At 71.0% G+C, this 26,835-nt stretch carries 24 protein-coding genes; 11 read left to right on the top strand and 13 right to left on the bottom strand.

The annotated features are described in order from the left end of the window. Positions 1–184 precede the first annotated feature (184 nt). The 3 genes from AB0F81_RS35825 (at position 185) to AB0F81_RS35815 (ending at position 3,515) form a co-directional block, all read left to right on the top strand. Complete coding sequence (locus AB0F81_RS35825) at positions 185–589, top strand: Hpt domain-containing protein (RefSeq protein ID WP_360204588.1); 405 nt, start codon at positions 185–187, stop codon at positions 587–589. 75 nt (positions 590–664) lie between these two features. After that, on the top strand, positions 665–1,840 hold the full coding sequence (locus AB0F81_RS35820; protein ID WP_360204585.1) for a GAF domain-containing sensor histidine kinase: 1,176 nt from the start codon (positions 665–667) through the stop codon (positions 1,838–1,840). Positions 1,841–1,910: 70 nt separating this feature from the next. Beyond that, positions 1,911–3,515, top strand: coding sequence for a methyl-accepting chemotaxis protein (locus AB0F81_RS35815; protein ID WP_360204582.1), 1,605 nt, complete (start codon positions 1,911–1,913; stop codon positions 3,513–3,515). On the opposite strand, the gene AB0F81_RS35810 is transcribed toward AB0F81_RS35815, so the two are convergent. Then, a complete protein-coding gene (locus AB0F81_RS35810) occupies positions 3,505–3,831 on the bottom strand; it encodes an STAS domain-containing protein (protein WP_360204579.1) in 327 nt (108 codons plus the stop codon). The genes AB0F81_RS35815 and AB0F81_RS35810 overlap by 11 nt on opposite strands. After that, entirely contained in the window at positions 3,828–4,253 is a 426-nt protein-coding gene (locus tag AB0F81_RS35805) for an ATP-binding protein (protein WP_360204576.1), read from the bottom strand. Before AB0F81_RS35805 ends, AB0F81_RS35810 begins: the two co-directional genes overlap by 4 nt. A 102-nt stretch (positions 4,254–4,355) precedes the next feature. Between AB0F81_RS35805 and AB0F81_RS35800 the strand changes: the two genes are divergently transcribed. The 3 genes from AB0F81_RS35800 (at position 4,356) to AB0F81_RS35790 (ending at position 7,803) form a co-directional block, all read left to right on the top strand. After that, on the top strand, positions 4,356–6,314 hold the full coding sequence (locus tag AB0F81_RS35800; protein ID WP_360204574.1) for an ATP-binding protein: 1,959 nt from the start codon (positions 4,356–4,358) through the stop codon (positions 6,312–6,314). Between the two features lie 108 nt (positions 6,315–6,422). Further along, positions 6,423–6,833, top strand: a complete 411-nt coding sequence (locus tag AB0F81_RS35795) for a hypothetical protein (protein WP_360204571.1) — start codon at positions 6,423–6,425, stop codon at positions 6,831–6,833. Then, positions 6,820–7,803 carry a hypothetical protein gene (locus tag AB0F81_RS35790; protein WP_360204568.1) on the top strand — a complete coding sequence of 328 codons (984 nt, stop codon included), beginning with the start codon at positions 6,820–6,822 and terminating at the stop codon, positions 7,801–7,803. Before AB0F81_RS35795 ends, AB0F81_RS35790 begins: the two co-directional genes overlap by 14 nt. On the opposite strand, the gene AB0F81_RS35785 is transcribed toward AB0F81_RS35790, so the two are convergent. After that, positions 7,797–8,444, bottom strand: coding sequence for a response regulator transcription factor (locus AB0F81_RS35785; RefSeq protein ID WP_328469633.1), 648 nt, complete (start codon positions 8,442–8,444; stop codon positions 7,797–7,799). The genes AB0F81_RS35790 and AB0F81_RS35785 overlap by 7 nt on opposite strands. Positions 8,445–8,605: 161 nt before the next feature. On the opposite strand from AB0F81_RS35785, the gene AB0F81_RS35780 reads away from it, so the two are divergent. From AB0F81_RS35780 to AB0F81_RS35765, 4 genes are all read left to right on the top strand, one after another. After that, positions 8,606–10,201, top strand: a complete 1,596-nt coding sequence (locus tag AB0F81_RS35780) for a GAF domain-containing sensor histidine kinase (protein WP_360204591.1) — start codon at positions 8,606–8,608, stop codon at positions 10,199–10,201. Positions 10,202–10,278: 77 nt separating this feature from the next. Then, positions 10,279–11,238 carry a nitroreductase gene (locus AB0F81_RS35775; protein ID WP_360204564.1) on the top strand — a complete coding sequence of 320 codons (960 nt, stop codon included), beginning with the start codon at positions 10,279–10,281 and terminating at the stop codon, positions 11,236–11,238. Between the two features lie 26 nt (positions 11,239–11,264). After that, on the top strand, positions 11,265–12,029 hold the full coding sequence (gene cbiQ, locus AB0F81_RS35770) for a cobalt ECF transporter T component CbiQ (RefSeq protein WP_360204561.1): 765 nt from the start codon (positions 11,265–11,267) through the stop codon (positions 12,027–12,029). Further along, positions 12,026–12,781 (top strand): ABC transporter ATP-binding protein, encoded by a 756-nt coding sequence (locus tag AB0F81_RS35765; RefSeq protein WP_360204558.1) that lies wholly within the window; start codon positions 12,026–12,028, stop codon positions 12,779–12,781. The genes cbiQ and AB0F81_RS35765 overlap by 4 nt, the downstream gene beginning before the upstream one ends. A 93-nt stretch (positions 12,782–12,874) precedes the next feature. Here the strand turns inward: AB0F81_RS35765 and AB0F81_RS35760 are convergent, their stop codons facing one another. Together AB0F81_RS35760 and AB0F81_RS35755 are read right to left on the bottom strand one after the other, a co-directional pair. Further along, on the bottom strand, positions 12,875–13,336 hold the full coding sequence (locus AB0F81_RS35760) for a peptidoglycan-binding protein (protein WP_360204555.1): 462 nt from the start codon (positions 13,334–13,336) through the stop codon (positions 12,875–12,877). Positions 13,337–13,609: 273 nt separating this feature from the next. After that, the gene (locus tag AB0F81_RS35755) at positions 13,610–16,036 is read right to left on the bottom strand and encodes a phosphoketolase family protein (protein WP_360204552.1); all 2,427 of its coding nucleotides are present in this window, start codon (positions 16,034–16,036) and stop codon (positions 13,610–13,612) included. Between the two features lie 203 nt (positions 16,037–16,239). On the opposite strand from AB0F81_RS35755, the gene nhaA reads away from it, so the two are divergent. Further along, positions 16,240–17,514: a Na+/H+ antiporter NhaA gene (nhaA, locus tag AB0F81_RS35750; protein WP_360204549.1), complete on the top strand. Its 1,275-nt coding sequence runs from the start codon at positions 16,240–16,242 to the stop codon at positions 17,512–17,514. Here nhaA and AB0F81_RS35745 read toward each other — a convergent pair. The 8 genes from AB0F81_RS35745 to AB0F81_RS35710 all read right to left on the bottom strand — a co-directional run bounded on the left by AB0F81_RS35745 (position 17,511) and on the right by AB0F81_RS35710 (position 26,646). Further along, on the bottom strand, positions 17,511–18,239 hold the full coding sequence (locus AB0F81_RS35745) for a hypothetical protein (protein ID WP_360204546.1): 729 nt from the start codon (positions 18,237–18,239) through the stop codon (positions 17,511–17,513). The genes nhaA and AB0F81_RS35745 overlap by 4 nt on opposite strands. Then, positions 18,212–19,087, bottom strand: coding sequence for a hypothetical protein (locus tag AB0F81_RS35740; RefSeq protein WP_360204544.1), 876 nt, complete (start codon positions 19,085–19,087; stop codon positions 18,212–18,214). The genes AB0F81_RS35745 and AB0F81_RS35740 overlap by 28 nt, the downstream gene beginning before the upstream one ends. Before the next feature lie 4 nt (positions 19,088–19,091). Continuing rightward, positions 19,092–19,976 carry a hypothetical protein gene (locus AB0F81_RS35735; RefSeq protein ID WP_360204541.1) on the bottom strand — a complete coding sequence of 295 codons (885 nt, stop codon included), beginning with the start codon at positions 19,974–19,976 and terminating at the stop codon, positions 19,092–19,094. Between the two features lie 70 nt (positions 19,977–20,046). Next, positions 20,047–22,305 (bottom strand): alpha-xylosidase, encoded by a 2,259-nt coding sequence (gene yicI / locus AB0F81_RS35730; protein ID WP_360204538.1) that lies wholly within the window; start codon positions 22,303–22,305, stop codon positions 20,047–20,049. Positions 22,306–22,314: 9 nt separating this feature from the next. Further along, positions 22,315–23,202: a carbohydrate ABC transporter permease gene (locus AB0F81_RS35725; RefSeq protein WP_360204535.1), complete on the bottom strand. Its 888-nt coding sequence runs from the start codon at positions 23,200–23,202 to the stop codon at positions 22,315–22,317. Next, positions 23,199–24,086, bottom strand: coding sequence for a sugar ABC transporter permease (locus AB0F81_RS35720; RefSeq protein WP_360204532.1), 888 nt, complete (start codon positions 24,084–24,086; stop codon positions 23,199–23,201). The genes AB0F81_RS35725 and AB0F81_RS35720 overlap by 4 nt, the downstream gene beginning before the upstream one ends. 56 nt (positions 24,087–24,142) lie before the next feature. Further along, positions 24,143–25,453 (bottom strand): extracellular solute-binding protein, encoded by a 1,311-nt coding sequence (locus AB0F81_RS35715; RefSeq protein WP_360204529.1) that lies wholly within the window; start codon positions 25,451–25,453, stop codon positions 24,143–24,145. 155 nt (positions 25,454–25,608) lie between these two features. After that, positions 25,609–26,646, bottom strand: a complete 1,038-nt coding sequence (locus tag AB0F81_RS35710) for a LacI family DNA-binding transcriptional regulator (protein ID WP_360204526.1) — start codon at positions 26,644–26,646, stop codon at positions 25,609–25,611. Between the last annotated feature and the right edge of the window lie 189 nt (positions 26,647–26,835).

Below are 26,835 nucleotides of genomic sequence, written 5' to 3'. Positions count from 1 at the left end.
GGCGCGCGGCCTGCCGCGCGACCCGGTCGCCGCTTTCACCGCCTCGGGGTACGCGGCGACCGCCGCCGCCGAGCGGGTCGGTGGCACCCAGGCCGGCTGGGGCGCCTGACCCTTCGGTGAAGTTCGGGCGCCGATAGCGGCCGAACGTCACCAGGAACCGTGGTGGCGGAGGACCATGGTCGGCATGGACGACGACAGCCGGGTGGCCGCCGTTCGCGCCCGCCTGGCCGAGGTGATCGAGGACGACCCCTCCCCCGCCGAGATCGCGCTCGTCCGGCGCCTGCTCCACTCGTTCGCGAGCAAGGCGCCGGACGCCGCCGGCCTGCTGGCCGCGCTGCTGCGCGACGGCGACCCCGGCCGGGTCCGCGACCAGGCGCACACCCTCAAGGGCTCGGCCGCCAACATCGGGGCGACCGCGCTGGCCGACCTCTGCCTGGCGGTGGAGGACCAGGCCCGCGCCGGCACGATCGCCGACCCGGCCGACACCACCGAACGGCTCCGCACCGAGGTGGCCGCCGCGCTGCGGGCGGTCGCGGTGGTCGCCGGCGAATACGAAAGCCTGGCCGAAGTCCTCAACCGCTCCCCCTGAACGGCCGAAGTTCGGGCCACGTGCCCCGCGAACACCGGCGGGCCGCCTGGGAGAACGGATGACGATGTGAGCGCAGTGGCCGAAGATGCCCGTCTCGCGGCGGTCCACAGCTACCACCTGCTCGACGCGGCTCGCCCGGTGGTGCTCGACGAACTGACCCGGCTCGCCACCTCGGTCCTGGACACCCCGATGTCCACGGTCACCCTGATCGGCAAGGACCGGCAGTGGTACGCGGGGAACACCGGGATGCCCGCCGGCCACGACTCGCTCGACGTCTCGTTCTGCTCCCGGGTGGTCGGCGCCGGCGACCTGCTGGTCGTCGAGGACACCCACGCGCACCCCGAGTACCGCGGCTGGAACAACGTGGTGGGCGCCCCCAACATCCGGTTCTACGCCGGCGCGCCGCTGGTCGACGAGGACGGGCACGTGCTCGGCACCCTGTGCGTGCTCGACGACCAGCCGCGTACCGTCGGCGACCGGCAACGCGACCTGCTGACCACACTGGCCGGGCAGGCCGCCGGGCACCTGTCGGCGATCCGTACCCGGCTGCTGCTCGCCGAGGTCGGCGACGAGCTGTCCCGGGCGATCAGCCGGGAGGAGGACTTCGTCGCCACGGTCTCGCACGAGCTGCGCACCCCGGTCACCACCATCCAGGGCTATCTGGAGCTGCTGGTCGACAACGAGGAGCTGCTGCCGTACCAGAAGTTGATCGAACCGATCCAGCGCAACGGCGAGCGGCTGGTGCGCATGGTCGACCACCTGCTCGCCGGCACCCGCCCGGCGGGCACCCCGCTGCCGCTGCTGCGGGCCAGCGCCGACCTGGTCACCGTCGCCGAGGCCGCGGTCGCGGCCTGCCGGCCGCAGGCCAGCCAGCGCGACGTACGGGTCGAGATCACCGGTGACGGGACCGCCCCGGTGCCCGGCGACTTCACCCGGCTCAGCCAGGCCGCCGAGCACCTGGTCCGCAACGCCGTGCTGTTCAGCGCGGCCGGCTCGCCGGTGAACGTGCACGTCACCGCCGGCGAGATGGAGATCACCGACACCGGCGCCGGCATCCCCGCCGACGAGTTGCCGCACGTCGTCAAGCGTTTCTACCGCGGACGGTTCGCCCGCGAGCAGGCCGTTCCGGGCGTCGGGCTGGGCCTGAGCATCGCCGACCGGATCGTCCGCGCGCACGACGGCACCCTGACCGTCTCCTCCCCCGGCTCCGGCCAGGGCGTCACCGCCCGGATGTCGCTGCCCGATATGTGATCCGGCGCTCAGTCTCGCGTCCTGTCGGCCGATCAGGAGGGGGAAGGCCCGGTCTGAGCAGGGAGTGTCGATGGCGATCTTGCGACGGTTCCGGTTGGCCGGGCGACTCGGTGTCGCCTTCACGGTGGTCCTGGTCCTGCTCGGCATCGCCGTCGCGATCGGCGCCGTCGCGCTCAACCACCAGTCGGACTCGGCCGCCCGGGTGCGCACCCTGCAGCACCTGATGCACGAGGTCGACGAGCAGAAGTTCTACAACGCCGACATCTCGGGCTGGCAGATCGCGTACGCCTGGGACGTCTACCGTCTCGGCCCGAAGACGGCGGTGGATCCGGAGAACCCGAACCGGGCCGGCTTCCTCACCGACGTCGGGCTGCTCAAGAAGCTGCTGGCGGAGACCGACGTGGCCGCCATGACGGACGCCGAGCGCACCGTCTTCGAGGGGCTGAGCACGCGCTGGGACGAATACCTCAAGGCCGACGAGCAGATCGTCGCGCTCTACGCGGCCGGCCAGGTCAAGGAGGGCGACAACCTGCTGCTCGGCGACAGCTACGAGCTCTACTACAAGATCGTCGAGGGTACGAACGCGCTGATCGCCTCGGTCACCCAGCGGGCCGACGCCGCCGCCCAGGAGGCCCGGGACGAGGCCGCCGTCGCCCGCAACATGATGATCATCGTGTTCGTGCTGGCGATCGCGGTGGCGCTGCTGTTCACCGTCCTGGTCACGCGCAGCGTGGTCCGGCCGGCCGGGCGCCTGGTCGAGGCGCTGCAGGCGATGGCGCGCGGCGACCTGACGGTCCGGGTGGACACCACCGGCACCGACGAGATGGCGGTGATGGGCCGGGCGGTCGACGAGGCCGTCGCCGGGGTCCGCGCCACGATCGTCGAGATCGTCGACAACGGCGGCCGGCTCGCCGAGGCCTCCGAGACCATGCGCCTGGTGAGCCGCCAGATCGACACCTCGATCGCCGAGGCCGACCAGCAGGCCGGGCTCGCCGCGACCGGTGCCGCCGGGGTCTCCGGCAACGTGCACACGGTGGCGGCCGGCTCCGACGAGATGGGCTCGGCGATCGGCGAGATCTCCCGCAACGCCGCCGACGCCGCACAGGTCGCCTCGGACGCGGTCGGCGCGGCCCGGACCACCAGCGAGACGATCAACCGGCTCGGGGACTCCTCGGCGCAGATCGGCGACGTGATCGACGTGATCACCCAGATCGCGGCGCAGACCAACCTGCTCGCGCTGAACGCGACCATCGAGGCGGCCCGGGCCGGCGAGGCGGGCAAGGGCTTCGCGGTGGTGGCCAGCGAGGTCAAGGACCTGGCGCAGGAGACCGCGCGGGCCACCGAGCAGATCTCCCAGCAGATCGCCGCGATCCAGGCGGAGACCGGTCAGGCGGTCACCGCGATCGACGAGATCAGCCGGATCATCGAGCAGATCAGCGACTACCAGACCACGATCGCCTCCGCGGTGGAGGAGCAGAGCGCCACCACCGCGGAGATGAACCGCGGCGTCGCGGAGGCCGCGAGCGGCGTCTCCGACATCGCGAACAACATCGCCAGCGTCGCGCACAGCACCGCCACGAGCCGGGAGGCGGTGGGTCAGACCGCCCGGACCGCGGAGGACGTGCAGGAACTCGCGGACCGGCTGCGGGCCGCCGCGCAGCGCTTCACGGTCTGAGCGCCGCCGGCTTCTCGCCGGTCAGCAGCTCGAACTTGCCGGTGGCATGCAGCACGCGGCGCACGATCCCGCGAGGGCGCACCACGCGGAAGCCGGCGCCGCGGGCCCGGGCCGCCTCGCGGGCGTTGATCAGCGCGTCGATCCCGGTCGAGTCGCAGAAGGTCAGCCCGGCCAGATCGACCACGAGCTGCCCGGGCGGTGGGCCGGCCAGGACCTGATCGACCTGCTCGGTGATCCGGTCGGCGGTGGCGAGGTCAAGCTCGCCGCGGATCTGGAGCCGGACCACACCGCCGTCGTCGAGGCGGACGATCTTCATGACGCACTCCCTCGAGCGCTACCCGACTCGTCGTTGCGCACGCCGGGGCACGGGAGCAGTTCGACCCGGACCCGCTTGCCGCCCTCGTGGTTCTGCACGATCCAGCCCGCCGACAGCGCCTCGATCAGGGCGATGCCGCGGCCGCCCACCCCGTCCGGGTCGCGCCGCCGGGGCACCACCGAGGAACCGTCCGCGACCGAGACGATCACCACGTCGTCGTGGGCCTCGACGTGCAGGGCGACGCATCCGCCGCCGTGCCGGACCGCGTTGGTGACGAGTTCACTGACCACCACGGCGGCTTCGTCGAGCCAGTCCGGGTCGCGAAATCCCCAGCCTCCGAGAACCGCGGTCACGGCCCGGCGGGCCGCGGCGGGTGCGTCCCGGGATAGCGGAAGGTCCAGATAGGCGGTCAACGCGCTCATGTCGAAACCCCAAGAGTCGCCGATGTGCGGCCGGACATTACCCCGGACACCGCGAAGCCAAAACGCCTCCGGCCATAATGTCTGATTTCGTATGGTTTACCTATGGCAGCGGTGCTCGTCGTCGAGGACAACCCGGAACACCAGGCCGTCATCGCCGAGGTGGTACGCCGGCTCGGCCACGACGTCACGCTCGCCGGCGACGGGCTGGCCGGGCTGGCGTCCGCCCTCGCCCACCGGCCCGACCTGGTGGTCGCCGACGTCGACATGCCGCACCTGGACGGCATCCGGATGTGCCGGGCACTGCGCGCCGACCCGGGCACCGCCGGGGTCCCGGTCGTGCTGGTCACCGCGTACCTGCCGCCCGGCGACGCCCTGCTCGCCGGCGCCGGCCCGGCCGCCGTCGTGCCCAAGCCCTTCCGGGTCCGGGAACTGACCGAAACCCTGCGCGCCTGCCTGGCGGCGCCCCCGCCGCCCGCCGCGGCGCCGTCCGGTGTGAACGACACCGCCTTCGTCGAGGCCATGCTGCACAGCCTGGACACCGGGGTGGTGGCCTGCGACCTCGACGGCAAGCCGCTGATCGCCAACGAGGCGGTCCGCGACTTCTTCGGCGAGGACGCCACGCGGATCCCGATTCCCGACTGGACCGACCACTTCGGCCTGCGCCGCCACGACGGCAGCCCGCTGCCCGCCGAGGAACTGCCGCTGCACCGCGCGCTCAGCGGCGAGGAGGTACGCCACGCCGGCGTCCTCGCCCACGACCAGCAGCAGCGCCCCCGCTGGTTCTCGATCAACGCCCGGCCGGTGCGCGACCCGACCGGGGTGGTGCTGGGTGCGGTCGCCGCGGTCCACGACGTCACCGCCGACCACCACCAGCACCAGTACCAGCGCTGCAAGAGCCGGGTGCTGAAGGCCCTGGTGCAGGCGCCCGACACGGCCCGCGCGTCCGAGGCGGTGCTGCGGGCGATCGCCGGGGAGCTGGGCTGGCCGTACCTGCGGATGTGGCTGGTCGACGAGGTCACCGACCGGCTGCGGCCGGCTGCCACGTACACCGAGCCGGGCGCGCCCCCGATGCTGCTGCCGGCGTCGTTCGAACGCGGTGTCGGCCTGGCCGGCACCTGCTGGTCACGCGGCGAGATGGTGTGGGTGCCGGACATCCACGGCGAGGACTCCCCGGTGCTGCCCGCGGTCGCGTCCTCCGGCGGCTACCGGGCGGCCGGCGCGGTCCCGGTGCGCAGCGCCGACAAGGTGGTCGGTGTGCTCACCTTCTTCACCCACGAGCACCAGGAGCCGGAACCGGCCCTGGCGACGCTGCTCACCGGCATCTCCGGGCACATCGGCGCCTACCTGGAGCGCCGCCGCGCCGAGGAGCTCGCCAACCAGCTGGCCGCCAGCATCGGCGAGTACGTCGCCCTGGTCGGCCACGAGCTGCGCACCCCGCTCACCTCGATCGGCACCTACACCGACCTGATCACCGAGTCCGGCGACGACACCACGATCGGCGAGGTCCGCGACCTGCTGGCGGTGATCGAGCGCAACAACGCCCGGCTGCGCACCCTGGTGGAACGGCTGCTCGACCTGGCCGCCCTGGAGTCCGGCCACGCCCAGCTCACCGAGACCACCGTCGACCTGGCCGCGGTGGTCTCGTCCGCCGCGGCCGCCGCCGTCACCGACGACGAGCCGCAACCGGAGATCCGCACCGAGCTGCCCGCCCAGCTGCTCATCCCCGGCGACCCGCTGCGGCTGCGGCAGGTGGCCGAGAACCTGATCGGCAACGCCGTCAAGTTCAGCCCGGCCGGCTCCACGGTCACCGTCACCCTGACCGCCGCCGAGGACGCCGCGGTGCTCACCGTCACCGACACCGGCATGGGCATCCCGCCGGGCGAACGCGACCGGCTCTTCGCCCGCCTCTACCGTGCCACCAACGCCCGGCACAGCGGCATCCCGGGCACCGGCCTGGGGCTCGCCCTCACCCGCGCGATCGTCGACCTGCACGGCGGCTCGATATCCCTGCGCGAGGGCGCCCAGGGCGGCACGGTGGCCACCGTCCGCCTGCCCGTCTGAGACGGCCGTCAGCATGCCGACATCACCCCGGCCGCGACAGCGTTAGCCTGACGCCGACGGCCCCGGGCGCGTCCGCGAGGTTGCGCGCCAGACGCAGGGAGATGCGCGATGACGACCGGAAAGCGACGTGCGGACGAACTGCTCGAGGACCCGGCTGTCCTCGAAGCGCTCCTTCGCGATCCCAAGAAATGGATGAAGCGGCACCGCCTCGAGGAGTCGGACCTCGATCTCAACGACGAGGCCCGGTCCGCGGCGACGCGTGCGGAGAAGGTTGCCGCGAAAGCGGACGAGCTGAGCCGCCTGCCGCTGGTGGAGGCCCTGCCCCGGCTGCGGGAGCTGGCTGAGGAGGTCTGGGGCGAGGACGTCGAGGTTTCTCGAGTGCCGTTCGGGGTCTCGCTGGCCCAGCGGCGGCCTGTCCCGCCCCCTCCGATCCTCGATGATGACCCGTTCGCCACGACCGGGACGGGAAGCATCTCCTGCACCTTCCGCCTGAAGTGCAAACCCGATGTCGACCGATGACGGCATGGGCGTGGTCATCATCGGCGAGCACGATGACGCCCACGTGACGGCAGTCGAGTCAGCAGTTCGGCGGCGCGGGGTTGGCTGCCTCGTCCTCGACGAGCGGTACGCGTACGTCCGAATCCGGTACGAGGGGGGATCACCGCGAGTCGAGGCGCTGGATCGGGATTCCTGGCGCGACCTCGGGACGGCGTGCTCCGTCTGGTGGTGGCGCAAGGAAACGACGCTGGTGCACTCGCACGGCAACGATTTCGCCGGCGACTTCGCCATGCGCGAGCACCGCGAGCTGCTGGAGTCCCTGGAGTTCCTGTTACCCGGACCGCGATGGCCGATCAGGCCTTCGGCGCTGCGCCGGTCGAGCCTGAAGTGTCGTCAGCTGGCGCTGGCGAAGAGGCTGGGTTTCACCGTCCCGTTGACGGTGGTCACCAACCACGCCGCCAGCGTCGCGGGCTTCGTCGAGGCGCATCGCACCGCGATGTCCGAGCAGGCGGTGCTGTACAAGCCGCTCACCTGGTACGTCACCCCGTCCGGCGGCTTCCTCTTCGCCAACCTGGTCACCGTGGACGAGATACGCAACGCCGAGGCTTCGGTCAGCTCGGCCCCATGTCAGTTCCAGCAGTACGTCAACAAGGACCATGAGGTACGGGTGACGGTGGTCGGCGACCGATGGTTCGCCACGCGTATCGAGTCGCAGGCTCACCCGGAGACCCGCACCGACCACCGCCGGGCACCCGGACTCAACCACTATGCGCCGACCTCCCTGCCGACTGCGGTGTCGCAGCGGATCAAGCGGTTTCTGCGGGAGACCGGTCTTGCATACGGCGCCTTCGACCTCGCCGTCGACGCGGAGGGGGTGCACTACTTCCTGGAGTTGAATCCGGTCGGACAGTGGCTCTGGCTCGAACAGCGAACCGGGGCCGGCATCACCGCGGCCGTGGCTGACCTGCTCTGCGAGCCCGCCGCTCAGTGATGGGACGGGTGATCGCCCAGCAGCTTGGTGGCCAGCACCGCCGCCTGGGTGCGCCGCTCCAGCCCCAGCTTGGCCAGCAGGCTGGAGACGTAGTTCTTCACCGTCTTCTCCGCCAGGAACATCCGCCCGGCGATCTCCCGGTTCGTCAGGCCCTCGGCGACGAACTCCAGGATCCGCCGCTCCTGGTCGGTGAGCGACGCCAGCTCCCGGGGCTGCTCCACCCCGTTGCGGATGCGCTCCAGCACCCGCTGGGTGACCGCCGGGTCGAGCAGCGACTGCCCCGCCGCGACCCGGCGCACCGCGTCGACCAGGTCGGTGCCGCGGATCTGCTTCAGCACATAGCCCGACGCGCCTGCCATGATGGCGGCGAACAGCGCCTCGTCATCCTCGTAGGACGTCAGGATCAGACCCTTGATCGTCGAGTCCACGGCCCGCACGTCACGGCAGACGTCGATGCCGTTGCCGTCGGGCAGGCGGGCGTCGAGCACCGCCACGTCGGGGCGCAGGGCCGGGATGCGCCGGGCCGCCTCCTGGGCGGAGCCGGACTCCCCCACGACTTCGATGTCACCGCCCGCCTGCAGCAGGTCGATCAGGCCGCGACGGACGACCTCGTGGTCGTCGAGGAGAAAGACTCGGATCATGCCTCCTTCCTACCCTCCGGCGGTCCCGGACACCAAGGGCCGAAGGTCCCGCGCGTTCCGATGACGCGGACCGCTAGCCTCGACCCGTGGCCGACGCATCGACTCCCTCGCTGGGCCTGAGCCCCCTCTCCCGGGTCCGCCTCGACGAACTGCTGCACGAGATGCAGAACCGGGTGGGTGACATCGTCACCAGCCGCGAGCGGTTGCGAGCGCTGCTCGACGCGGTCGTCGGCATCGGCACCGACCTCGATCTGCGCAGCACCCTGCAACGCATCGTCGAGGCCGCGTGCGCGCTGGCCGGCGCGCGCTACGGCGCGCTCGGCGTGCTCGCGCCCGACCACGACAGCCTGTCCGACTTCGTCACCCACGGCATCGACGCGGCCACACACGCGAAGATCGGCGATCTGCCGCACGGGCGCGGCGTGCTGGGCCTGCTGATCACCGACCCGCATCCGGTCCGGCTGCCGGACATCACCCGGCACCCCCAGTCGTTCGGGTTCCCGCCGCACCACCCGCCGATGCACAGCTTCCTGGGCGTGCCGGTGCGCACCCGTGACCAGATCTTCGGCAACCTCTACCTGGCCGAGAAGCAGGGCGCCGAGCAGTTCAGCGAGGACGACGAGGAGATCGTGGTGGCGCTGGCCGCCGCGGCCGGTGTCGCCATCGACAACGCCCGGCTGTACGAGCTGGCCCAGCGCCGGCAGCGCTGGCTGGAGGCGGCCGCCGAGATCACCGGTGTGCTGCTCGGGACGGTCCGCCGGACCGAGGCGCTGCGCCTGATCGCCCGCCGCGCCCGGGAGGTGACCGACGCCGACCTGGTGCTGGTGCTGCTGCACGAGGAGGAGAACGCCCGCTACCGCATCGAGGTGGCCGACGGCGCGGATCTGGCCGGGCGGGTGGTGACCGCCGACTCGCAGACGTTCGGCCAGGCGCCGTACCGCGTGGTCGAGGACCTGCGTGCCGCCGCCGAGTGGCCGGGCCCGGTCCCGGCGGGTCCGGCGCTGGTCGCGCCGCTCGCCGGCGCGGACCTGCCGCAGGGTGTGCTGATCGTGAGCGGCCCGGCCGACCAGGACGACGCGGCGCTGCTGTCGAGCTTCGCCGGGCAGGCCGCGCTGGCGCTGGAGCGGGCCCGCGCCCAGGAGGAGCGGGAGCTGCTCGCCGTCCTGGAGGACCGCGAGCGGATCGCTCGTGACCTGCACGACGTGGTGATCCAGCGGCTGTTCGCCACCGGCATGCAGTTGCAGGGCGCGGTCGCTCCGGCCGGGATGCGACCGGAGGTGGTGAAACGGATCAACGCGGCCGTCGACGATCTGGACGCCACCATCCGCGACATCCGCCGGTCGATCTTCGAGCTGCGCGCCCCGGTCGGCGCGACCCTGCGCACCGAGCTGCGCGACACCTGCGACGCCGCGTTCGACACGCTGGGTTTCCGGCCGACCCTGGAGACCTCGGGCCCGGTGGAGAGCGCGGTCCCGGACGACATCGTGCCGGAGCTGATGGCGGTCCTGCGCGAGGCCCTGTCGAACGTCGCCCGCCACGCCCGCGCGGCCACCGTCCGGGTCTCCGTGCGGGTCGCCGGCAACGAGGTCATCCTGCAGGTCGAGGACGACGGCGTCGGCTTCGACCCGGACCTGGCCCGGGGCGGCGTGGTGAACATGGGCGAGCGGGCCGGCGACCTGGGCGGCGCCTTCGAGGCCGGGCCGGGGCCCAACGGCACGGGCACCCTGGTCACCTGGCGGGTCCCGCTCGGCAGCTGACGCCGGGACCTTCGGCCCTGCCCGCCGGGTGGCCGCGGGAGGCACGGTGGAGGGAATCACCGTGAAGGAGAACCGCCGTGACCCGCTACGACGAGTCCGACCTGCGGCGCGCCGCCGCGGCCGGCATCCACGCCCCGTCCATGTACAACAGCCAGCCGTGGCGGTTCCGCCTGCGCGACGGCGCGATCGAGGTGCTGTCGGATCCGGGCCGGCAGCTCAGCGTCGCGGACAGCGGCGGCTGGGCGATGCGGTTGGCCTGCGGTGCGGCGACCTTCAACGCCCGGCTCGCGCTGGCCTGGGCGGGCACCCCGGCGGACGTGCTGCTGCTGCCGGACAGCGACACCCCGGAGGTGATCGCCCGGCTCACCCCGGGACGGCAGCGGCCGCCGACCTACGCCGAGCGCGACCTGTACGCCGCGGTCGAGCGCCGGCACAGCAACCGGGAGCCGTTCTGGCCGGATCCGGTACCGGCCGACGTACGCATGCGGTTGATCGAGGCGGCCCGCGCCGAGGGTGCCTGGCTGGACCTGCTGGTCGGAATGACCGCGTTGAGCGGTTTCTCGGAGATCGCGCACAGCGCCGACCGGGTGCTGCGCCGCGACACCCGGTACCAGGCCGAGCTGATCACCTGGACCGAGACGGAGGCGGCGCCGGACGGCATCCCGGTGACGGCCGGCGCGCCGCTCGGCGAGCCGCAGGATCTGATCCCGCAGCGGTTCGGGCACCGCCGGCGGGCGCCGGGCCGTGACTACGAGCCGGAGCCGCTCGTCGGCGTGCTGGGCACGGCCGGGGATCGCCGGCTGGACCAGGTGCTGGCCGGGCAGGCGCTGCAGCACGTGCTGCTGGCCGCGACCGACGCGGGCCTGGCCAGTTCGCTGATCTCCCAGCCGATCGAGGTGCCGGCGGCCCGCGACCAGTTGCGGCGTTCCCTCGGCCGGACCGGGTTCCCGCAGATCGCGTTCCGCATCGGGTACGGCCGGCCGGGCACCTCCACCCCGCGCCGGGATGTCACCGACGTGCTGGCCGTTCCGGAGTAACAAGATCATCCCGATATGCTGGCGGGATGGCCGCGGGACACGCCCATCCACTGCACCTCGACCGGGACAGCCCGATCCACCGCCTCGCCCCCGAGGTGAAGATCGTTTCGATGCTGCTGTTCACGGTCATCGTGGTGGCCACGCCGCGCACCGAGTTCCTCGCGTTCGCCGGTTACGCCGTGCTGCTCGCCGTGGTGGCCGCGTTCGCCCGGGTCCCGGCCGGCTGGCTGGCCCGGCGCGCCACGATCGAGTTGCCGTTCGTGCTGCTGGCGGTGGCGCTGCCGTTCGCCGCGCACGGTGAGCGGGTGGAGTGGCTGGGCCTGTCGCTGTCGGTCGACGGCCTCTACGGCGCGTGGAACATCTTCGCGAAAGGCACCCTCGGCGTGCTCGCCTCGCTGCTGCTGGCCGCGACCACCACGATGCGTGACCTGATCCTCGGCCTGGACCGGCTGCGCTGCCCCGAGGTGCTCACCCAGATCATGACGTTCATGCTGCGCTACATCGACGTGCTCGCCGACGACGCCCGCCGGATGCGCATCGCCCGGCTCGCCCGCGGCTACGATCCGCGGTTCCTGTGGCAGGTGAAGGCGTTCGCGGTCGGTGTCGGCGCGCTGTTCCTGCGCTCCTACGAGCGCGGCGAGCGGGTCTACCTGGCGATGCTGTCGCGCGGTTACACCGGCCGGCTGCCGCAGCTGGCCGCCGGCCCCGCGGCCGCCCGCGAGTGGATCGTGTCGGCCACGCTGCCGATCGCCACCGCCGGCATCGCCGTCGCGGCGCTGGTCCTAGCATGACCCCCATGACGCCGGCTCTGAAGATCACCGGACTGCACTTCGCCTACCCGGACGGGCGCGAGGCGCTGCGCGGCGTCGACCTGACCCTGGCGCCCGGCGAGCGGGTCGCGCTGCTCGGGCCGAACGGCGCCGGCAAGACCACGCTGGTGCTGCACCTCAACGGCATCCTGCACGGCGGGGCCGGGCAGGTGGAGATCTCCGGCCTGCCGGTCACGCCCGGCGATCGCAAGGCGATCACCGAGATCCGCCGCCGGGTCGGCGTCGTCTTCCAGGACCCCGACGACCAGCTCTTCATGCCGACGGTCGCGGAGGACGTCGCTTTCGGTCCGGCAAACCTCGGCGTACGCGGTGACGAGCTCACCGCCCGCGTCGACGAGGCGTTGGCCGCCGTGGGCATGTCGGAGCACCGCGACAAGGTCCCGCATCACCTGTCGTTCGGCCAGCGCCGCCGGGTGGCGGTGGCCACCGTGCTGGCCATGCGCCCCGAGATCCTGGTCCTGGACGAGCCGTCGTCCAACCTGGACCCGGCGAGCCGCCGGGAGCTGGCCGAGATCCTGCAGTCGTTGCCGGTGACCGCACTGATGGTGACCCACGACCTGCCCTACGCCCTGGAGCTGTGCCCGCGCTCGGTGATCCTGGACGAGGGCCGCATCGCCGCCGACGGCCCCACCGCCGCGCTGCTCACCGACCGCGACCTGATGGCCGGCCACCGCCTGGAGCTGCCCTTCGGCTTCAACCCCTCCAGCGTCTGAGATCAGGGCGCAGCGCGACTGCCCGCGCAAGCGGCAGGCCCGCGAACCGGGTGAAGTTCGGGCGCGCTGCGCACCCGAACTTCACCCGGCGGGTCAGGCGGCCCGGCTGAGGGAGGCGGGGACGCCGCCGATGAGGGCCTGCCACGTGAGCGGGCCGACCACCCCGTCGACCTCGAGGTCGGCGCCCTCGGCGCGGGCCGCGCCCTGGAAGGCGCGGACCGCCTCCTCGGTCGCCGGCCCGTACACCCCGTCGGCCGCCGGTGCCACGTCGCCGCGCAGCTGGAACTCGTGCTGCACGCCGCGCACGGCGCTGCCCTGTGAACCGGGCCGGACCTCCACGATCAGCGCACGCCAGGTCTGCGGGCCGACGACACCGTCGTCGGCGAGGTTCTTGGCTCGCTGGTAGGCGCGGACGGCGTCGCCGGTCTGCGCGCCGAAGATCCCGTCCACCGTCACCGTGTGTCCGTGGGCCAGCAGCAGGTGTTGCAGCATCGGCACCGGGTGGTTCGTCGCGCCCTGCCGGGTCGTCGGCCAAGGGTTCAACGTGGCGGCCATATGGGGGTCCCCTTCCTCATCGTCGAGCGACGGGTGTTGTGCTTCCCTCACTTTCGCGTCCCGCGCCGATGATTGAAAGGGTGAGACAAGTCATCGCCAGCGATTCGTCAGAAATGATTTCTGCCCACTGACCGATTCGTACCTGTCGAAGTGCGGTTTCGCGCGTGAACGTGAGAATTCCTGCGGGAAAATGCGCAATGACGCGCACGGGACAGTGGGATATCGCACGGGCCCGGCACCACGAGGGTGCCGGGCCCGGTCAGCGAGCGAGGATCAGTGCTCGGCCCAGTCGCCCAGCGACCAGTCCCGCACCTCCGGCATGTCCTCGAGGTGCTCCACGACGTACTTCTCGTGCTTGGCCAGCTGCGCCTCGCACCACGCCTTCAGCTCGGTGGCGCCGACCGGCAGCCGCTTGGCGTTGTTGATCGCGTCCATCACCAGGTGGTAACGCGAGGCCCGGTTGCGCACCGTCATGTCGAACGGCGTGGTGGTGGTGCCCTGCTCGATGAACCCGCGCACCCGGAACCGGTCGGCGTCCGGCCGCCCGTGCACCAGCTGGTGGATGGCGCCCGGATATCCGTGGAAGGCGAACACCACGTCCACGTGGTCGGTGAACAGCTCCCGGAACATGGTCTCGCTCATGCCGTGCGGGTGGTCCTTCGGCCGCGGCAGGGTCATCAGGTCGACCACGTTGACCACGCGGACCTTCATCTGCGGCAGCTTCTCCATGAGGATCCGGGCGGCCGCGACGGTCTCCATGGTCACCACGTCACCGGCGCAGGCGAGCACGATGTCCGGGTCGGAGCCGCCGTCGTCGGTGCCGGCCCACTCCCAGATGCCGGCCCCCTTGGCGCAGTGCTCGATCGCCTGGTCCATGTCGAGCCACTGCAGCTGGGGCTGCTTGTCGATGACGATCAGGTTGATGTACGACCGCGACCGGAAGCAGTGGTCGGCCACCGACAGCAGGGTGTTCGCGTCCGGCGGCAGGTAGACCCGGGCCACGTCGCCGCGCTGGGTGAGCACCACCTGGATCAGACCGGGACCCTGGTGCGAGAAGCCGTTGTGGTCGTTGCGCCAGGCGGTCGAGGTGAGCAGCACGTTCAGGCTCGGCACCTTGGCCCGCCACGGCAGGTGCGACGCCTCCTGCAGCCACTTGCCGTGCTGCACCGTCTGCGAGGCGCTGACCATGGCGAACGCCTCGTACGTGGCGAACATGCCGTGCCGCCCGGTGAGGTTGTAGCCCTCCAGCCAGCCGTGGCAGTTGTGCTCGGAGAGCACCTCCATGACCCGCCCGTCGCGGCTGATCTTCACGTCGTCGTCGGTGACGCGCTCCATGAAGCCGCGGTCGGAGACGTCGAAGACCGCGCCGAGCCGGTTGCTGTTGGTCTCGTCCGGGCAGAACAGCCGGAACCGGTCGCCGTTGCGCTGGTAGATGTCGCGCATCATCTCGCCGAGCTTGCGGGTGGACTCGGCCCGGGTCTGCGCCGGCTGCTTCACCTCGATGGCGTAGTCGCGGAAGTCCGGCATGTCGAGGTCGCGGGTGAGCAGGCCGCCGTTGGCGTGCGGGGAGGCGCTCATCCGCAGGTCACCCGGGGGCGCCTCGTTGCGGATCTGCTCGACCGGTGCGCCGGTGGCGTCGAACAGCTCCTCCGGCCGGTACGACTTGAGCCACGTCTCCAGCTCGCGCAGGTGCTCCTCGTTGTCCCGGACCCCGGACAACGGCACCTGGTGCGAGCGCCACGTGCCGGTCACCTGGATCCCGTCGATCTTCTGCGGACCGGTCCAGCCCTTGGGCGTCCGCAACACGATCAGCGGCCAGTGCGGCCGTACCCCGTCCCAGCTGCCGTCGCGCGCCGCGCCCTGAATCGCCTTGATCTTGCCCCAGGCCTCGGCGAGCGCCGCCGCGAAGCGGTGGTGCATGCCGGGCAGGTCCTCGCCCTCGACCTCGATCACGTCGTAGCCGTGGCCTTCGAGCAGTTTGCGCACCTCGGCCGGGTCCTTGCGGGCCAGCACCGTCGGTCCGGCGATCTTCGCGCCGTTGAGGTGCAGGATCGGCAGGACGGCGCCGTCGTGGGCCGGGTTGAGGAACGAGACGCCCTTCCACGAGCCTTCCAGCGGGCCGGTCTCGGCCTCGCCGTCGCCGACCACCGCGATGGCGAGCAGGTCCGGGTTGTCCATCACCGCGCCGAAGGCGTGCACCAGCACGTAGCCGAGCTCGCCGCCCTCGTGGATGGAGCCGGGCGTGGTCACCGAGACGTGGCTGGGGATGCCGCCGGGGCTGGAGAACTGGCGGAACAGCCGCAGCAGGCCGCCCTCGTCGAGGCTCACCTTGGGATAGACCTCGGAGTAGGTGCCCTCCAGGTAGCCCGCGGCCACCAGGGCCGGGCCGCCGTGCCCGGGGCCGGCCAGGTAGATGGCCTGCTGCCCGGTGGTCTTGATGAGCCGCGACACGTGGGCGTAGACGAACGACAGGCCGGGGCTGGTGCCCCAGTGCCCGAGCAGCCGCGGCTTGATGTGCTCCGACCTGAGCGGCTCACGCAACAGCGGATTGCCCTGCAGATAGATCTGGCCGACGGTCAGATAGTTGTTCGCCCGCCACCAGGCGTCGAGGCCGGCGACCTCGGTGTCGTCCGGAGCGGATAGCTTGCGGACGAGTTCGTCGAGCTGGGCCCGGGTGTCCGAAACGGCGGTCACGATCAATCCTCTCGCCGGGGTTGGTCGGCTATGAACGTATCGGCGGTGGTCAGCGGGGACACGGGTCTTTCGGCCCCTCCCGTTGGGACGTTACCCCCGGCGGCTGCCGGGATGCGTCGACCGCAAAATGAAGGTCACGTAAAGTGGGCTGCGGTGTGCCGGGAAGCCTGGTCGGCGATGCGACAGGCGTACCCACCGGGAGGACCACCGTGACCCAGCAATCCCCGAGCCCGTTCCGCCTTCTCGGGCTCGGCAGCTGGGCCGAGGCCCGGCGGATCGCCGAGATCCTGCGCGCGGAGACCGTGGGTGGGCTGCTGCTGCTGGGCGCCACGGTGCTCGCGCTGGCCTGGGCGAACTCCCCATGGAAAGACTTCTACCAGGATCTGGCCGCGTTCCGGGTCGGTCCGGAATCTCTGCACCTGAACCTCTCGCTGGCCACCTGGGCCGCCGACGGGCTGCTGGCGATCTTCTTCTTCGTCGCCGGGCTGGAGCTGAAACGCGAGTTCGTCGCCGGTGATCTGCGCGACCTGCGGCGGGCGGCGCTGCCGGTGACCGCCGCGATGGGCGGCATGATCGTTCCGGCGCTGATCTACGTGGCGGTGATCGCGACCGGGGACGGCGGCGGGCTGCGCGGCTGGGCGGTGCCGACCGCCACCGACATCGCGTTCGCGCTGGCCGTGCTCGGGGTGATCAGCACCCATCTGCCGAGCGCGCTGCGCACCTTCCTGCTGACCCTCGCCGTCGTCGACGATCTGCTCGCGATCACCATCATCGCGATCTTCTACACCTCCGGCCTGCAGCCGCTGCCGCTGGTGATCGCCCTGCTGGTGATCGCCGTCTTCGGCGTGCTCGTCCAGCGCGGGATCAGCCGCTGGTGGCTCCTTCTGCCGCTGGCCGCCACGGCGTGGACCCTGGTGCACGAGTCCGGGGTGCACGCCACCGTCGCCGGGGTGCTGCTCGCTTTCACCGTCCCGGTGAACGGGCGCGACGGTGTGGACCTTGCCCACCGGCTGGAGCACCGCTGGCGCCCGATCTCGGCCGGTTTCGCGGTGCCGATCTTCGCGTTCTTCGCGGCCGGCGTCACGATCAGCGGCGGTGCCGGCCTCGGCGCCACCGTCACCGTGGCCGCGATCGCCGGTCTGGTGGTGGGCAAGCCGATCGGCATCACCCTCTCCGCCTGGCTGGTGCAGCGCTTCACCCGGGCCCGCCTCGCCGAGGGCCTGAGCTGGTGGGACGTGATCGGGCTGGGCCTGCTCGGCGGCATCGGCTTCACCGTGTCGCTGCTGATCAGCGAGCTGGCCTTCGGTTCCGGCACCGAGGCCGACAGCCAGACGAAGCTGGGTGTGCTGGCCGGCTCGCTGCTCGCGGCCCTGCTCGCGACCGTGCTGCTGCGCATCCGTAACCGGCACTACCGGCGGATCTGCGCCGCGGAGGCGGCCGACGACGACGCCGACGGCATCCCCGACGTCTACCAGCGGCCCTAGCAGCCGACCGGCACGCCGTCGGTGTTCTGCAGCGAGACGACGATCTGCGCGGTCGGCACCCGCAGGCTCTCCCGGGTCTGCACGTCGTAGAAGACCGTGGTGCCGGCGGCCTGCCCGAGGAAGAGCAGGCACCGGCGCTCCATCAGGTTCTGCAGTCCCGGCGGGCTGGTCACGCTCCACGCCAGCTCGGCCGGCACCGCCTGCACCGCCAGCACCGGGATGCGCACGGTGCCCGCGAGGTGCACGTTGCGGATCGTGTAGCCGTTCCGCGCCTCGGTGCCCTCCAGCCAGGCCGCGATCGGCAGCAGGATCAGGACGACGACCAGCGCGGCCCAGGCGCACCGCAGCACGAGCCGCGCCACCAGCCTTCGCCCGGGGTTGCGGCGCACCCGCCGGCCCGTCATCCGTACGACGAGGCGCCGTATCCCGTGCCCGGTGCAGGCGATCACGAGGAAGACGATCGTGACCACCAGCACGAGTTCGATGGTGCCGACGAGCTGGCTGGAGAGGATCTCCACGTAGCCGTAGCCGACCTCCTGCGGGGTGGCACGCAGCTGCGCGTAGAAGAGGACGTAGGCCAGCCGCAGCACCCCGTAGAGCGCCAGCCCGACGACGCTGATCAGGGGCACCGCGTACCGCACCGTCCAATCCAGCAGCGCGGTGCCGGCCGGGGTCCGCGCCGGCCGCCGGTCCGGCCTCAGCCGCCGACCTCGAAGGACTTGCACGTGCCCCGGTCGCAGTCCTTTGCCTGCGGCGGCCCCGGCTCGATCCAGATCCCGTAGCGCCCGGGCACGGTGCTCGCCGGAACCACCCACCGCAGCATCCCCTCTCCGGAGCCGTCCACCACGGTGTCGGGCAGCTTCGCCAGGTAGCGCAACCGTTCCCCGCTGGGTGTCTGCTTTCCCCGCCGCCGGTACACGGCGGCGCCCACCGTCTGCCCCGGGCGGTAGCCGGCCATCCGGACGCGCACGCTCTGACCGGGTCGCAGCGCGGGCTGCCCCGGACGAGTGTCATCGGTGATGGCCGCCCGCGGTTCGGTGCTGCGTTTCACCACGATGCGGCCGGAGGTCAGCGGGGGCGTCCCCGTGATCTGGAACTGGTAGGTGCCGAGCTCGGTCATCCCGTCGCCCTCGGCGCCCGGCTGGACCGCCCAGTCCCAGGTGGCCCCGTTGTAGTGGGCGGCGGGCTCGATCCGGTCACCGTCCGGGCTTTCAATACTCAGGCGCGGAGACGCGTTCCCGGCGTATCCGTCCACGCAGAGCCGCAACTCCTCGAGGCGTTCCGCCTCGATGTACAGCCCGGTGGCGCCCGCCGCGATGGTCGTGCACCCGCTGTCCGGCCAGTTGGAGAAGATCCATTGGATCCAGCTCGGGGGCCGCCGCCGCGGACGCCAGTTCGGCGCGGCCTCCGCGGCGCCCGCTGCGGCCAGCGGATGCCGGGCCGCGCTGACGACAGTCAGCTCCTGCGCCGGCGCCAACTCGTCGGCGGAGGTGCATCCGCTGAGCAGGAGCACCCCGGCCAGTCCCGCCCCGGCCAGACGCCGCCGTCCGGTCCTCTCGCCACGCTGCATCACCAGCTCACTCCCCGTCCCCGCCGACCTGGTAGCCCTCGCAGGCTCCGCATCCGTCCCAGGAGTCCGGGCCGGTCTCGATCCAGATTCCGTAGTATCCGGGCGCCAACTCCGCCGGAACCAACCACCGGAACGTCCCCTCACCGGATCTGCCCACCACGGTGTCCGGCAGATCCGCCAGATAGCGCATCCGGTAGTCGTCGGGTAGGTCCTGGTACAGGGCGGCGCGCACCGTGTGGCCGGGGCGGTAGCCGGCCAGCCGGGCCCGCACACTGTCGCCGGGCCGCAACGCACGTTTCTCCCCGCCTCGGTCGTCGGCGAAGACCACTCGGCGTTCGGGGCTGCGCCGCACCACGATGCGGCCCGAAGTCACCAGCGTCACCGGGCCGCCGTCCTGCGGCTCCCGCGTGATGTCGAACCGGTAGGTGCCGAGCCGCGCGAGTCTGTCGCCCTCAGCTCCCGGCTGGAGGTCCCACGTCCACTTGTCGCCGCGGTAGAGGGCGGGGATCTCCCGCCGCGGACCTTCCGGTGTGCTGATCCAGAGGTGGAGCGACGGGCTCACCGGATAACCCGCGACGCAGAGGCGGAACCATTCGAGGCGTGTCGCCTCGATCCGCACCGCGGGGGCATCGGCCGGGATCGTCGAGCAGTGGTCGGTGCCGTTGTTGGCGAACCACCACTGGATGAAGCCCGGCGGCTTGCGTCGCGGGCGCCGCGTCGGCGCGGCGTCGACAGCGCCGGCTACCGCCACCGGGTGCCGGGCCGCGCTGACCACGGACCTCTCCCCCACCGGCACCAGCCCGTCGACGGCGCTGCATCCGCTCAACAGCAGGGCCGCCACCAGGCCCGCCCCGGTCAGGCGCCGCCGCACCGCTCTGTGGTCACGCTGCATTCCCGCTCACTTCCGTCCTGTCCGGACGCTCACTATGCGGCCGGACAGGACGGGCGGCAGGCGATACCGCTCAAAGACCCTTCGGTCGGGTGATGGTGCAACTGTCCTGGTCAGCGCCGAGTTCGGTGACCTCGTCACCGAGCTGGACCCGCCACGGCAGCGCGTCCCCGGCACGCCCGATCCGGATCTGCGAGCCCTCCCGGACGACCGTGAAGACGCTGTCCGCACCGGCCGGACCCGGCACGACCACCGCCGTCCGGCCTTCCGCCGGCTCGAACAGCCGCAGGGTCACCCCGTCCCGGTAGTCGTAGTCGGGCCGGTCCTGGCGGGCACCGACCGGGACGACCGCGCCCGGACGGACCAGCAGCGGCACGCTGTCGAAGCCGTGCGCCTCGCGCACCCAGCCCGGCCCCTCGACGACCTCGCCGTCGGTGTAGCGGGTCCAGCGGCCCGCCGGCACGTAGTACCGCACGTCGCCGCCGGCGGTGAAGACCGGGGCGACCAGCAGGTCACCGCCGAGCAGGTACTGCCGGTCCAGGTGGGTGACCGCCGGGTCGTCCGGGAAGGCGAACGCCATCGGCCGCATCACCGGCAGGCCTTCCAGGTGCGCCTCGCGGGCCGCGCCGAACAGGTACGGCATCAGCCGGTACTTGAGGTGGGTGAAGGTGCGCAGCACGTCCACCGCCTCCTCGTCGAAGTCCCACGGCACCCGGTACGACGTGCTCCCGTGCAACCGGCTGTGTGAGCTGAGCAGCCCGAACGCGATCCACCGCTTGAACACGGCCGGGTCCGGCATCCCCTCGAAACCGCCGATGTCGTGGCTCCAGAAGCCGAACCCGGACGACATCAGCGACAGCCCGCCGCGCAGGCTCTCCGCCATCGACTCGAAGTTGCTGGAGTTGTCCCCGCCCCAGTGCACCGGGAACTGCTGCCCGCCGACCGTCGCCGACCGGGCGAACAGCACCGCCTCCCCCTCACCGCGGGTCTCCCGGAGCACGTCGAAGACGACCTGGTTGTAGAGCTGCGTGTAGTAGTTGTGCATCCGCTCCGGGTCGGAGCCGTCGTGCCACACCACGTCGGTCGGGATCCGCTCGCCGAAGTCCGACTTGAAGGCGTCCACGCCCATCTCCACGAGCGCGCGCAGCTTGGCCGCGTACCACTCGCGGGCGTCCGGGTTGGTGAAGTCGACCAGGCCCATGCCGGCCTGCCACAGGTCCCACTGGAACACGTCGCCGTTCGCGCGGCGTACCAGATAGCCCTTGGCCTTGCCCTCGGCGAACAGCGCCGAGCGCTGGGCGATGTAGGGGTTGATCCAGAGGCAGGTCCGCAGCCCGCGGGCGGCTAGCCGCTTGAGCATGCCCGGCGGGTCGGGGAAGACCCGCGAGTCCCACTCGAAGTCGCACCAGGAGAACTCGCGCATCCAGAACGTGTCGAAGTGGAAGACGCTCAGCGGCAGGTCCCGGTCGGCGAACCCGCCGACGAACTTGTTCACCGTCTCCTCGTCGTAGGACGTGGTGAACGACGTGGTCAGCCAGAGGCCGAAGGACCAGGCCGGCGGCAGCGCGGGCCGCCCGGTGAGCGCGGTGTACCTGCGGATCACGTCGGCCGGCGTCGGCCCGTAGATGACCAGGTAGGACAGCGACTGGCCGGCCACGCTGAACTGGGTGCGGGACACCATCTCGGAGGCGACCTCGAAGGACACCTTGCCGGGGTGGTCGACGAGCACGCCGTAGCCGCCGTTGGTGAAGTAGAACGGGACGTTCTTGTAGGCCTGCTCGCTGCTGGTGCCGCCGTCCTCGTTCCAGATGTCGATGCTCTGGCCGTTCTTCACGAACGGGCCGAAGCGCTCGCCGAGGCCGTAGACCGTCTCGCCGACGCCCAGGTCGAGCTGCTCGTGCACATAGCTCTCACCGTCATCGGTGTCGACGATGCCCATGCCCTTCCAGCCGCTGCCGGTGATCCGCCGGCCCTCGGCGAGGAAGTCGAGTCCCCACTTCTCCCCCGGCGTGAACCGCGCGGTCAGCGCGCCGGAGGTGATCGAGGTGTCGTCCACGACGACGTCGACCGGCGACTCGGCGATCTCGAAGACCGGCAGGCGTGGTTCCAGGCCCTGGAAGTGCTCGATGGTGACCCGGATGACGTCCGGTGCCGGGGCCGAGCAGGTGATCGTCATGAGCGGGGCGTTGAGGGTGTCACCGCGATGCCGGACCGGGCGGGTGGCGGCGTAGACGGTCAGCGAGTCGGGCGCGGGGACAGTGTCCTGCAGGTGTGCGGGGTGGAGCACGGTGAGACCGGCACGCTTACGCCAATAGCCGTCGGTGAACTTCATGAGGATCCTTTACTTGATGGCACCGGCGGCGATGCCGCGCGTGAGGGTCCGCTGGAAGATGAGGAAGAAGAGCATCGCGGGCAGGATGCCGATCAGCGCGGAGGCGCTGGTCGTGGTGGCGTCCATCATCCGGTCGCCCTGCAGGACGCCGAGGGCCACCGGGACGGTCTGGTTGTCGTTGGAGATCAGGAAGATCAGCGGCAGGAAGAACTCGTTCCACGTCCAGATGAAGAAGAACGTGAAGAGCACGCCCAGCGTCGGCATGCTGACCGGGACCACCACCCGCCACAGCGTGCGCCACTTGCCGGCGCCGTCGATGGCCGCGGCCTCCAGCAGTTCGCGCGGGAACTCGTGGTAGACCGAGGTCAGCAGGTAGGTGCCGAAGGCGCTCTGGATGACCGTGAAGATGATGATGATCGCGATCAGGTTGTCGTAGAGGCCGGCTTCCTTGGAGATGTAGTACAGCGGGTAGACCAGCACCTCCTGCGGCAGCAGGTTCGCGACCAGGAAGAACACCAGGAACCAGATGCGGCCCTTGACCCGGCCGATGCCCAATGCGTACGCGTTGAGGATGCTCAGCACCACGCCGAGGACCGCGACGACCAGGCTGGTGATGAAGCTGTTCCAGAGCTTCTGCCCGAAGTTGACCCGGTTCCAGAAGTCGACGATGCCGTCCCAGTAGAGGCTCGTCGGGATGGAGAGCGGGCCGCTGCCCGCGTACTCCGCCGGGCTCTTCACCGCGTTGACCGCGACCACCAGCAGCGGCCCGACCAGCAGCAGGAGCAGAACCAGCAGGCCGGCGAGCACGAAGAACCGGACCGGGTTGCGGTGCCGCAGCGCCTTCGGCGCATCGTCCTCCGGGGTACGGGCGGGAGCCTTCGTAGCCGTGACGGTCATGACTGCTCCTCAGCCCGGTGCTGCAGCCGCAGGAAGACGAAGGCCAGCACGACGATCAGCACAGTGAGCACGGTGGAGATCGCCGAGCCGTACCCGACCTGGGCTTTCTCGAAGAAGTTCTTGTAGGCGAAGTACGACGGCACGAGCGTCGCGTTGCTCGGCCCGCCCCCGGTGAGCACGAAGACCTGACCGAAGATCTTGAGCGCGGCGATCGTGGTGGTGATCAGCACGACGTAGAACTCGGGCCGGATCATGTGCACCGTGATCTTGCGGAAGCGCTGCCACCAGGTCGCGCCGTCCAGGTCCGCGGCCTCGTAGATGGAGGGGTCGATACGCTGCAGCCCGGACATGAACATGACGATCGGGTAGCCCAGCTGGAACCAGATCATCACGGCCATCACGCTGTACAGCGCGTAGTCCGGGTCGCCCAGCCAGTTCTTCGCGAGGCCGCCCAGCCCGACCGACTCGAGGATCTTGTTGAGCGCGCCGTAGCTGGGATGCAGAATCCAGCTCCAGACGATGCCGGTGACCGCGACCGGGATGACCTGCGGCAGGTAGTAACCGGAGCGGAAGAAGCCGGCCCAGCGGTCGCTGAAGTGCTTGGCGACGTAGTCGAACAGCACCGCCGCCAGCACCAGGCCGAGCAGCGTGGGGATCACCGCCATCGCGATGATCAGCAGGATGATGTTGCTGAACGACTGCCAGAACAGGGCGTCGCCGAACAACCGGGTGTAGTTGTCGAACCCGACCCAGCGCGGGTCACCGACCCCGGTCCACTTGGTGAAGCTGACGTACACCGTCATGACCAGCGGCACGATGATCACCAGCAGCGACGCGAGCACGCCCGGGATCAGATAGACCGCGTAGCCCTTGCTTTTAGCCATACCGGCTCCCTTTCGCGGCGCGGGCGGCGGGTCACCCCACCGCCCGCGCGTTGCGCTCACTTGCCGAGGTCGGCCAGGTTCTCGTTGTACGGGCCGGCGATCTCGTCGAGCATCGCGTCCGGGGTCTTCGAACCGTTGATCAGGCCCTGCACGCCCGCGACCAGCACGTCGTAGTAGCCGGGCGCCGGCCAGTCCGGGTAGAAGGCGAGACCGTCACTGGTCGAGATCTTGTTGAAGGTCTCCACCAGCTCCTTGTTCTTCGGGTCGGTGATCTGCGCCGGGTCGGCCGCCACCGGGACACCGCCGCTGTTGCCGAGCAGCGCCTGGATCTCCGGCGTCATGGTGATGTCGATGAAGTCGTACGCCAGCGCCTTGGCCTTGCTCTTCTCCGGCACCACCCACAGGTTGCCGCTGGAGCCCGGGTGCAGGTTGTTGCCGGGGAACAGGAAGGTGCCCCACTCGAAGCTCTTGATCTCGTTGGCGAACCGGCCGTACCACCAGCTGCCGGAGATCAGGATCGGGAACTTGCCCTGGGTGAAGGCCACGCCCATGTCCTCGGCCTTGATGCCGGCCGAGTCCTTGGCGATGTAGCCCCTCTTCACCCAGTCGGCGAAGGTCTGCGCGCCGTAGGTCAGCTGCGGACCCTTGAAGTCGACCTTGTTCTTGTAGAGCTGGTAGTCGTCCACGAACGCGCGGTCGGCCTTGGAGAGCGCCAGCTCGTAGAAGATCTGCTGAGCCGGGTACTCGGCGCCGCCCACGGAGAGCGGGGTCACGCCGGCCTTGACGAAGGTGTCCATCGCGGCGGTGAACTGATCGAGGGTGGTCGGCACCTCGACCTTGTGCTTCGTGAACAGGTCCTTGTTGTAGTAGACCATCACGTACTCGCCGTAGTTGGGCACGCCGTAGAACTTGCCGGAGCCCATGATGCCGTCTTCGTCGTACTTGGCGGTGGTCTGCAGGCTCGGGCTCAGCTTCTTGTCCCAGCCACGCTCGGTGGCCTGGTCGCTGAGGTCGGTGAGCAGGCCCTGCTTGGAGAGCAGGCCGGCGGTCGCGTTGCCCTTGTTGTACTCCAGGATGTCCGGCGCGCTGTCCGAGTTGAGGATCATCTGGGCGTTCTGCTGGATCTGCTCGAAGCCCTTCTCCTCGAACTTGACCTCGACGCCCGGGTGCTTCTCCTTGAAGATCTCGATCGCCCGGTTCCAGGCGATGCCCATCGCGCTGGTCGGGCCCTCGTAGTGCCAGAGGGTGAGGGTCTTCGCGTCGGCGCCCTCCTCGGCGCCGCCGTCGTCGCCGCCGCAGGCGGTCAGGCCGAGGGTCGCCGCGAGCAGCAGCGCACCGGCCGCGAGGCCGGATCGTGATCGGAACATTGCCGTCCTCCCAGGGGGCTGGGTTGGTGAGATCGCAGAATTCGTCGGAGCCGGTGCGACACCACCGTCGAAGCGCTTCGACGAACCGAACGCCTCTGTCGAAGCGCTTCGACGGCGTGCCTTGCCGAGACGCTATGGAACGAGCGCCATTCGTGTCAACGGTGTGACGGCGGGATTTCGCGGCAGCTGTCCCGCTCGACCAGACCCGGCGCGAGCAGCCGCGTGTACTCCACGCTGCGGCCGTCGAGCAGCCGCATCGCGGTCTCCACGGCGATCGTGCCGACGTCGTGCGCCGGGATGTCGATCGAGGTCAGGTGGACCGGCATCGAGATCGCCACGTCCCGCGGGCAGATCGCGACGATCGAGATGTCCTCCGGCACCCGCCGGCCGGAGGCCTGCAACAGGTCCAGCAGCGGTCGCAGCGCCTCCTCATTGTGCACGACCAGCGCGGACAGGGCGGGCAACTCGGCGTCGATCTCGGCCAGGCAGGCCCGGACGCCCTCGGCGCCCGGCTCGCACGGATGCGTGACGGTGCGCAGGCCCAGCTCGGTCGACGCCTCCAGGAAACCGGAGAGGAACCGGTCCGCGTACGTCGTCTGCCGCCGGTAGACCGCGGGTGACGGGCCGACCAGGCCGATGCGCCGGTGGCCGTGGCCGGCGAGGTGCGTCAGCGCCTCCCGGGCGGCGGCCGCGAAATCCAGGTCGACGCAGGCGATGCCGGTGTGGTCGGCGGGCAGGCCGATCAGCACCGACGGCTGCTTGAGCCGGCGCAGCGCGGGGATCCGCATGTCGTCGCGTTCCAGGTCCATCAGTATCAACGCGTCGACCATGGTGCTGTGCGCCACCCGCTCCAGCCCGGCGGTGCCCTCGTCCTTGGTCAGCAGCAGCACGTCATGGTTGTAGGACCGGGCAGCCGTCACCACCGCGGTGGCGAACTGCATGATGACCGGCACGTTGACGTCCACGCGCAGCGGCGCGACCAGCGCGATCACGTTGGTCTTGCTGCTGGCCAGGGCACGCGCGCCGGCGTGCGGGTGGAAACCGAGCTCGGCGATCGCGGCCTGGACCCGGGCGCGGGTCTCCGCCGAGATCGGGCGACGGCCGCTCAGCACGTAGGACACCGTGCTGGGCGACACTCCGGCCGCCCGGGCGACGTCGTTGATCGTCGGCACTGCGCCTCCCCAAGTCGCCACGGCCTCTCCTTTCGTCGATCCTACTGATCAACCCGGCCCCACCTCCCCGGGCCGCCATTGCGTGAACTTCAGGCGCGCTCCGCACCCCAACTCCCGACAACCCCAGCCCACCTCGCTGTGTGTGAAGTTGGGGGGGGGGGCGGGGCCCCCCGAAACACGCGCCGGGTGGGCGCGGGGGCTGGGGGGCGC

The organism is Actinoplanes sp. NPDC024001 (assembly GCF_040638955.1).
GTDB lineage: Bacteria > Actinomycetota > Actinomycetes > Mycobacteriales > Micromonosporaceae > Actinoplanes.
Note: the sequence above shows the minus strand (reverse complement) of the source record. Positions and strands in the feature narration are given on the sequence as shown.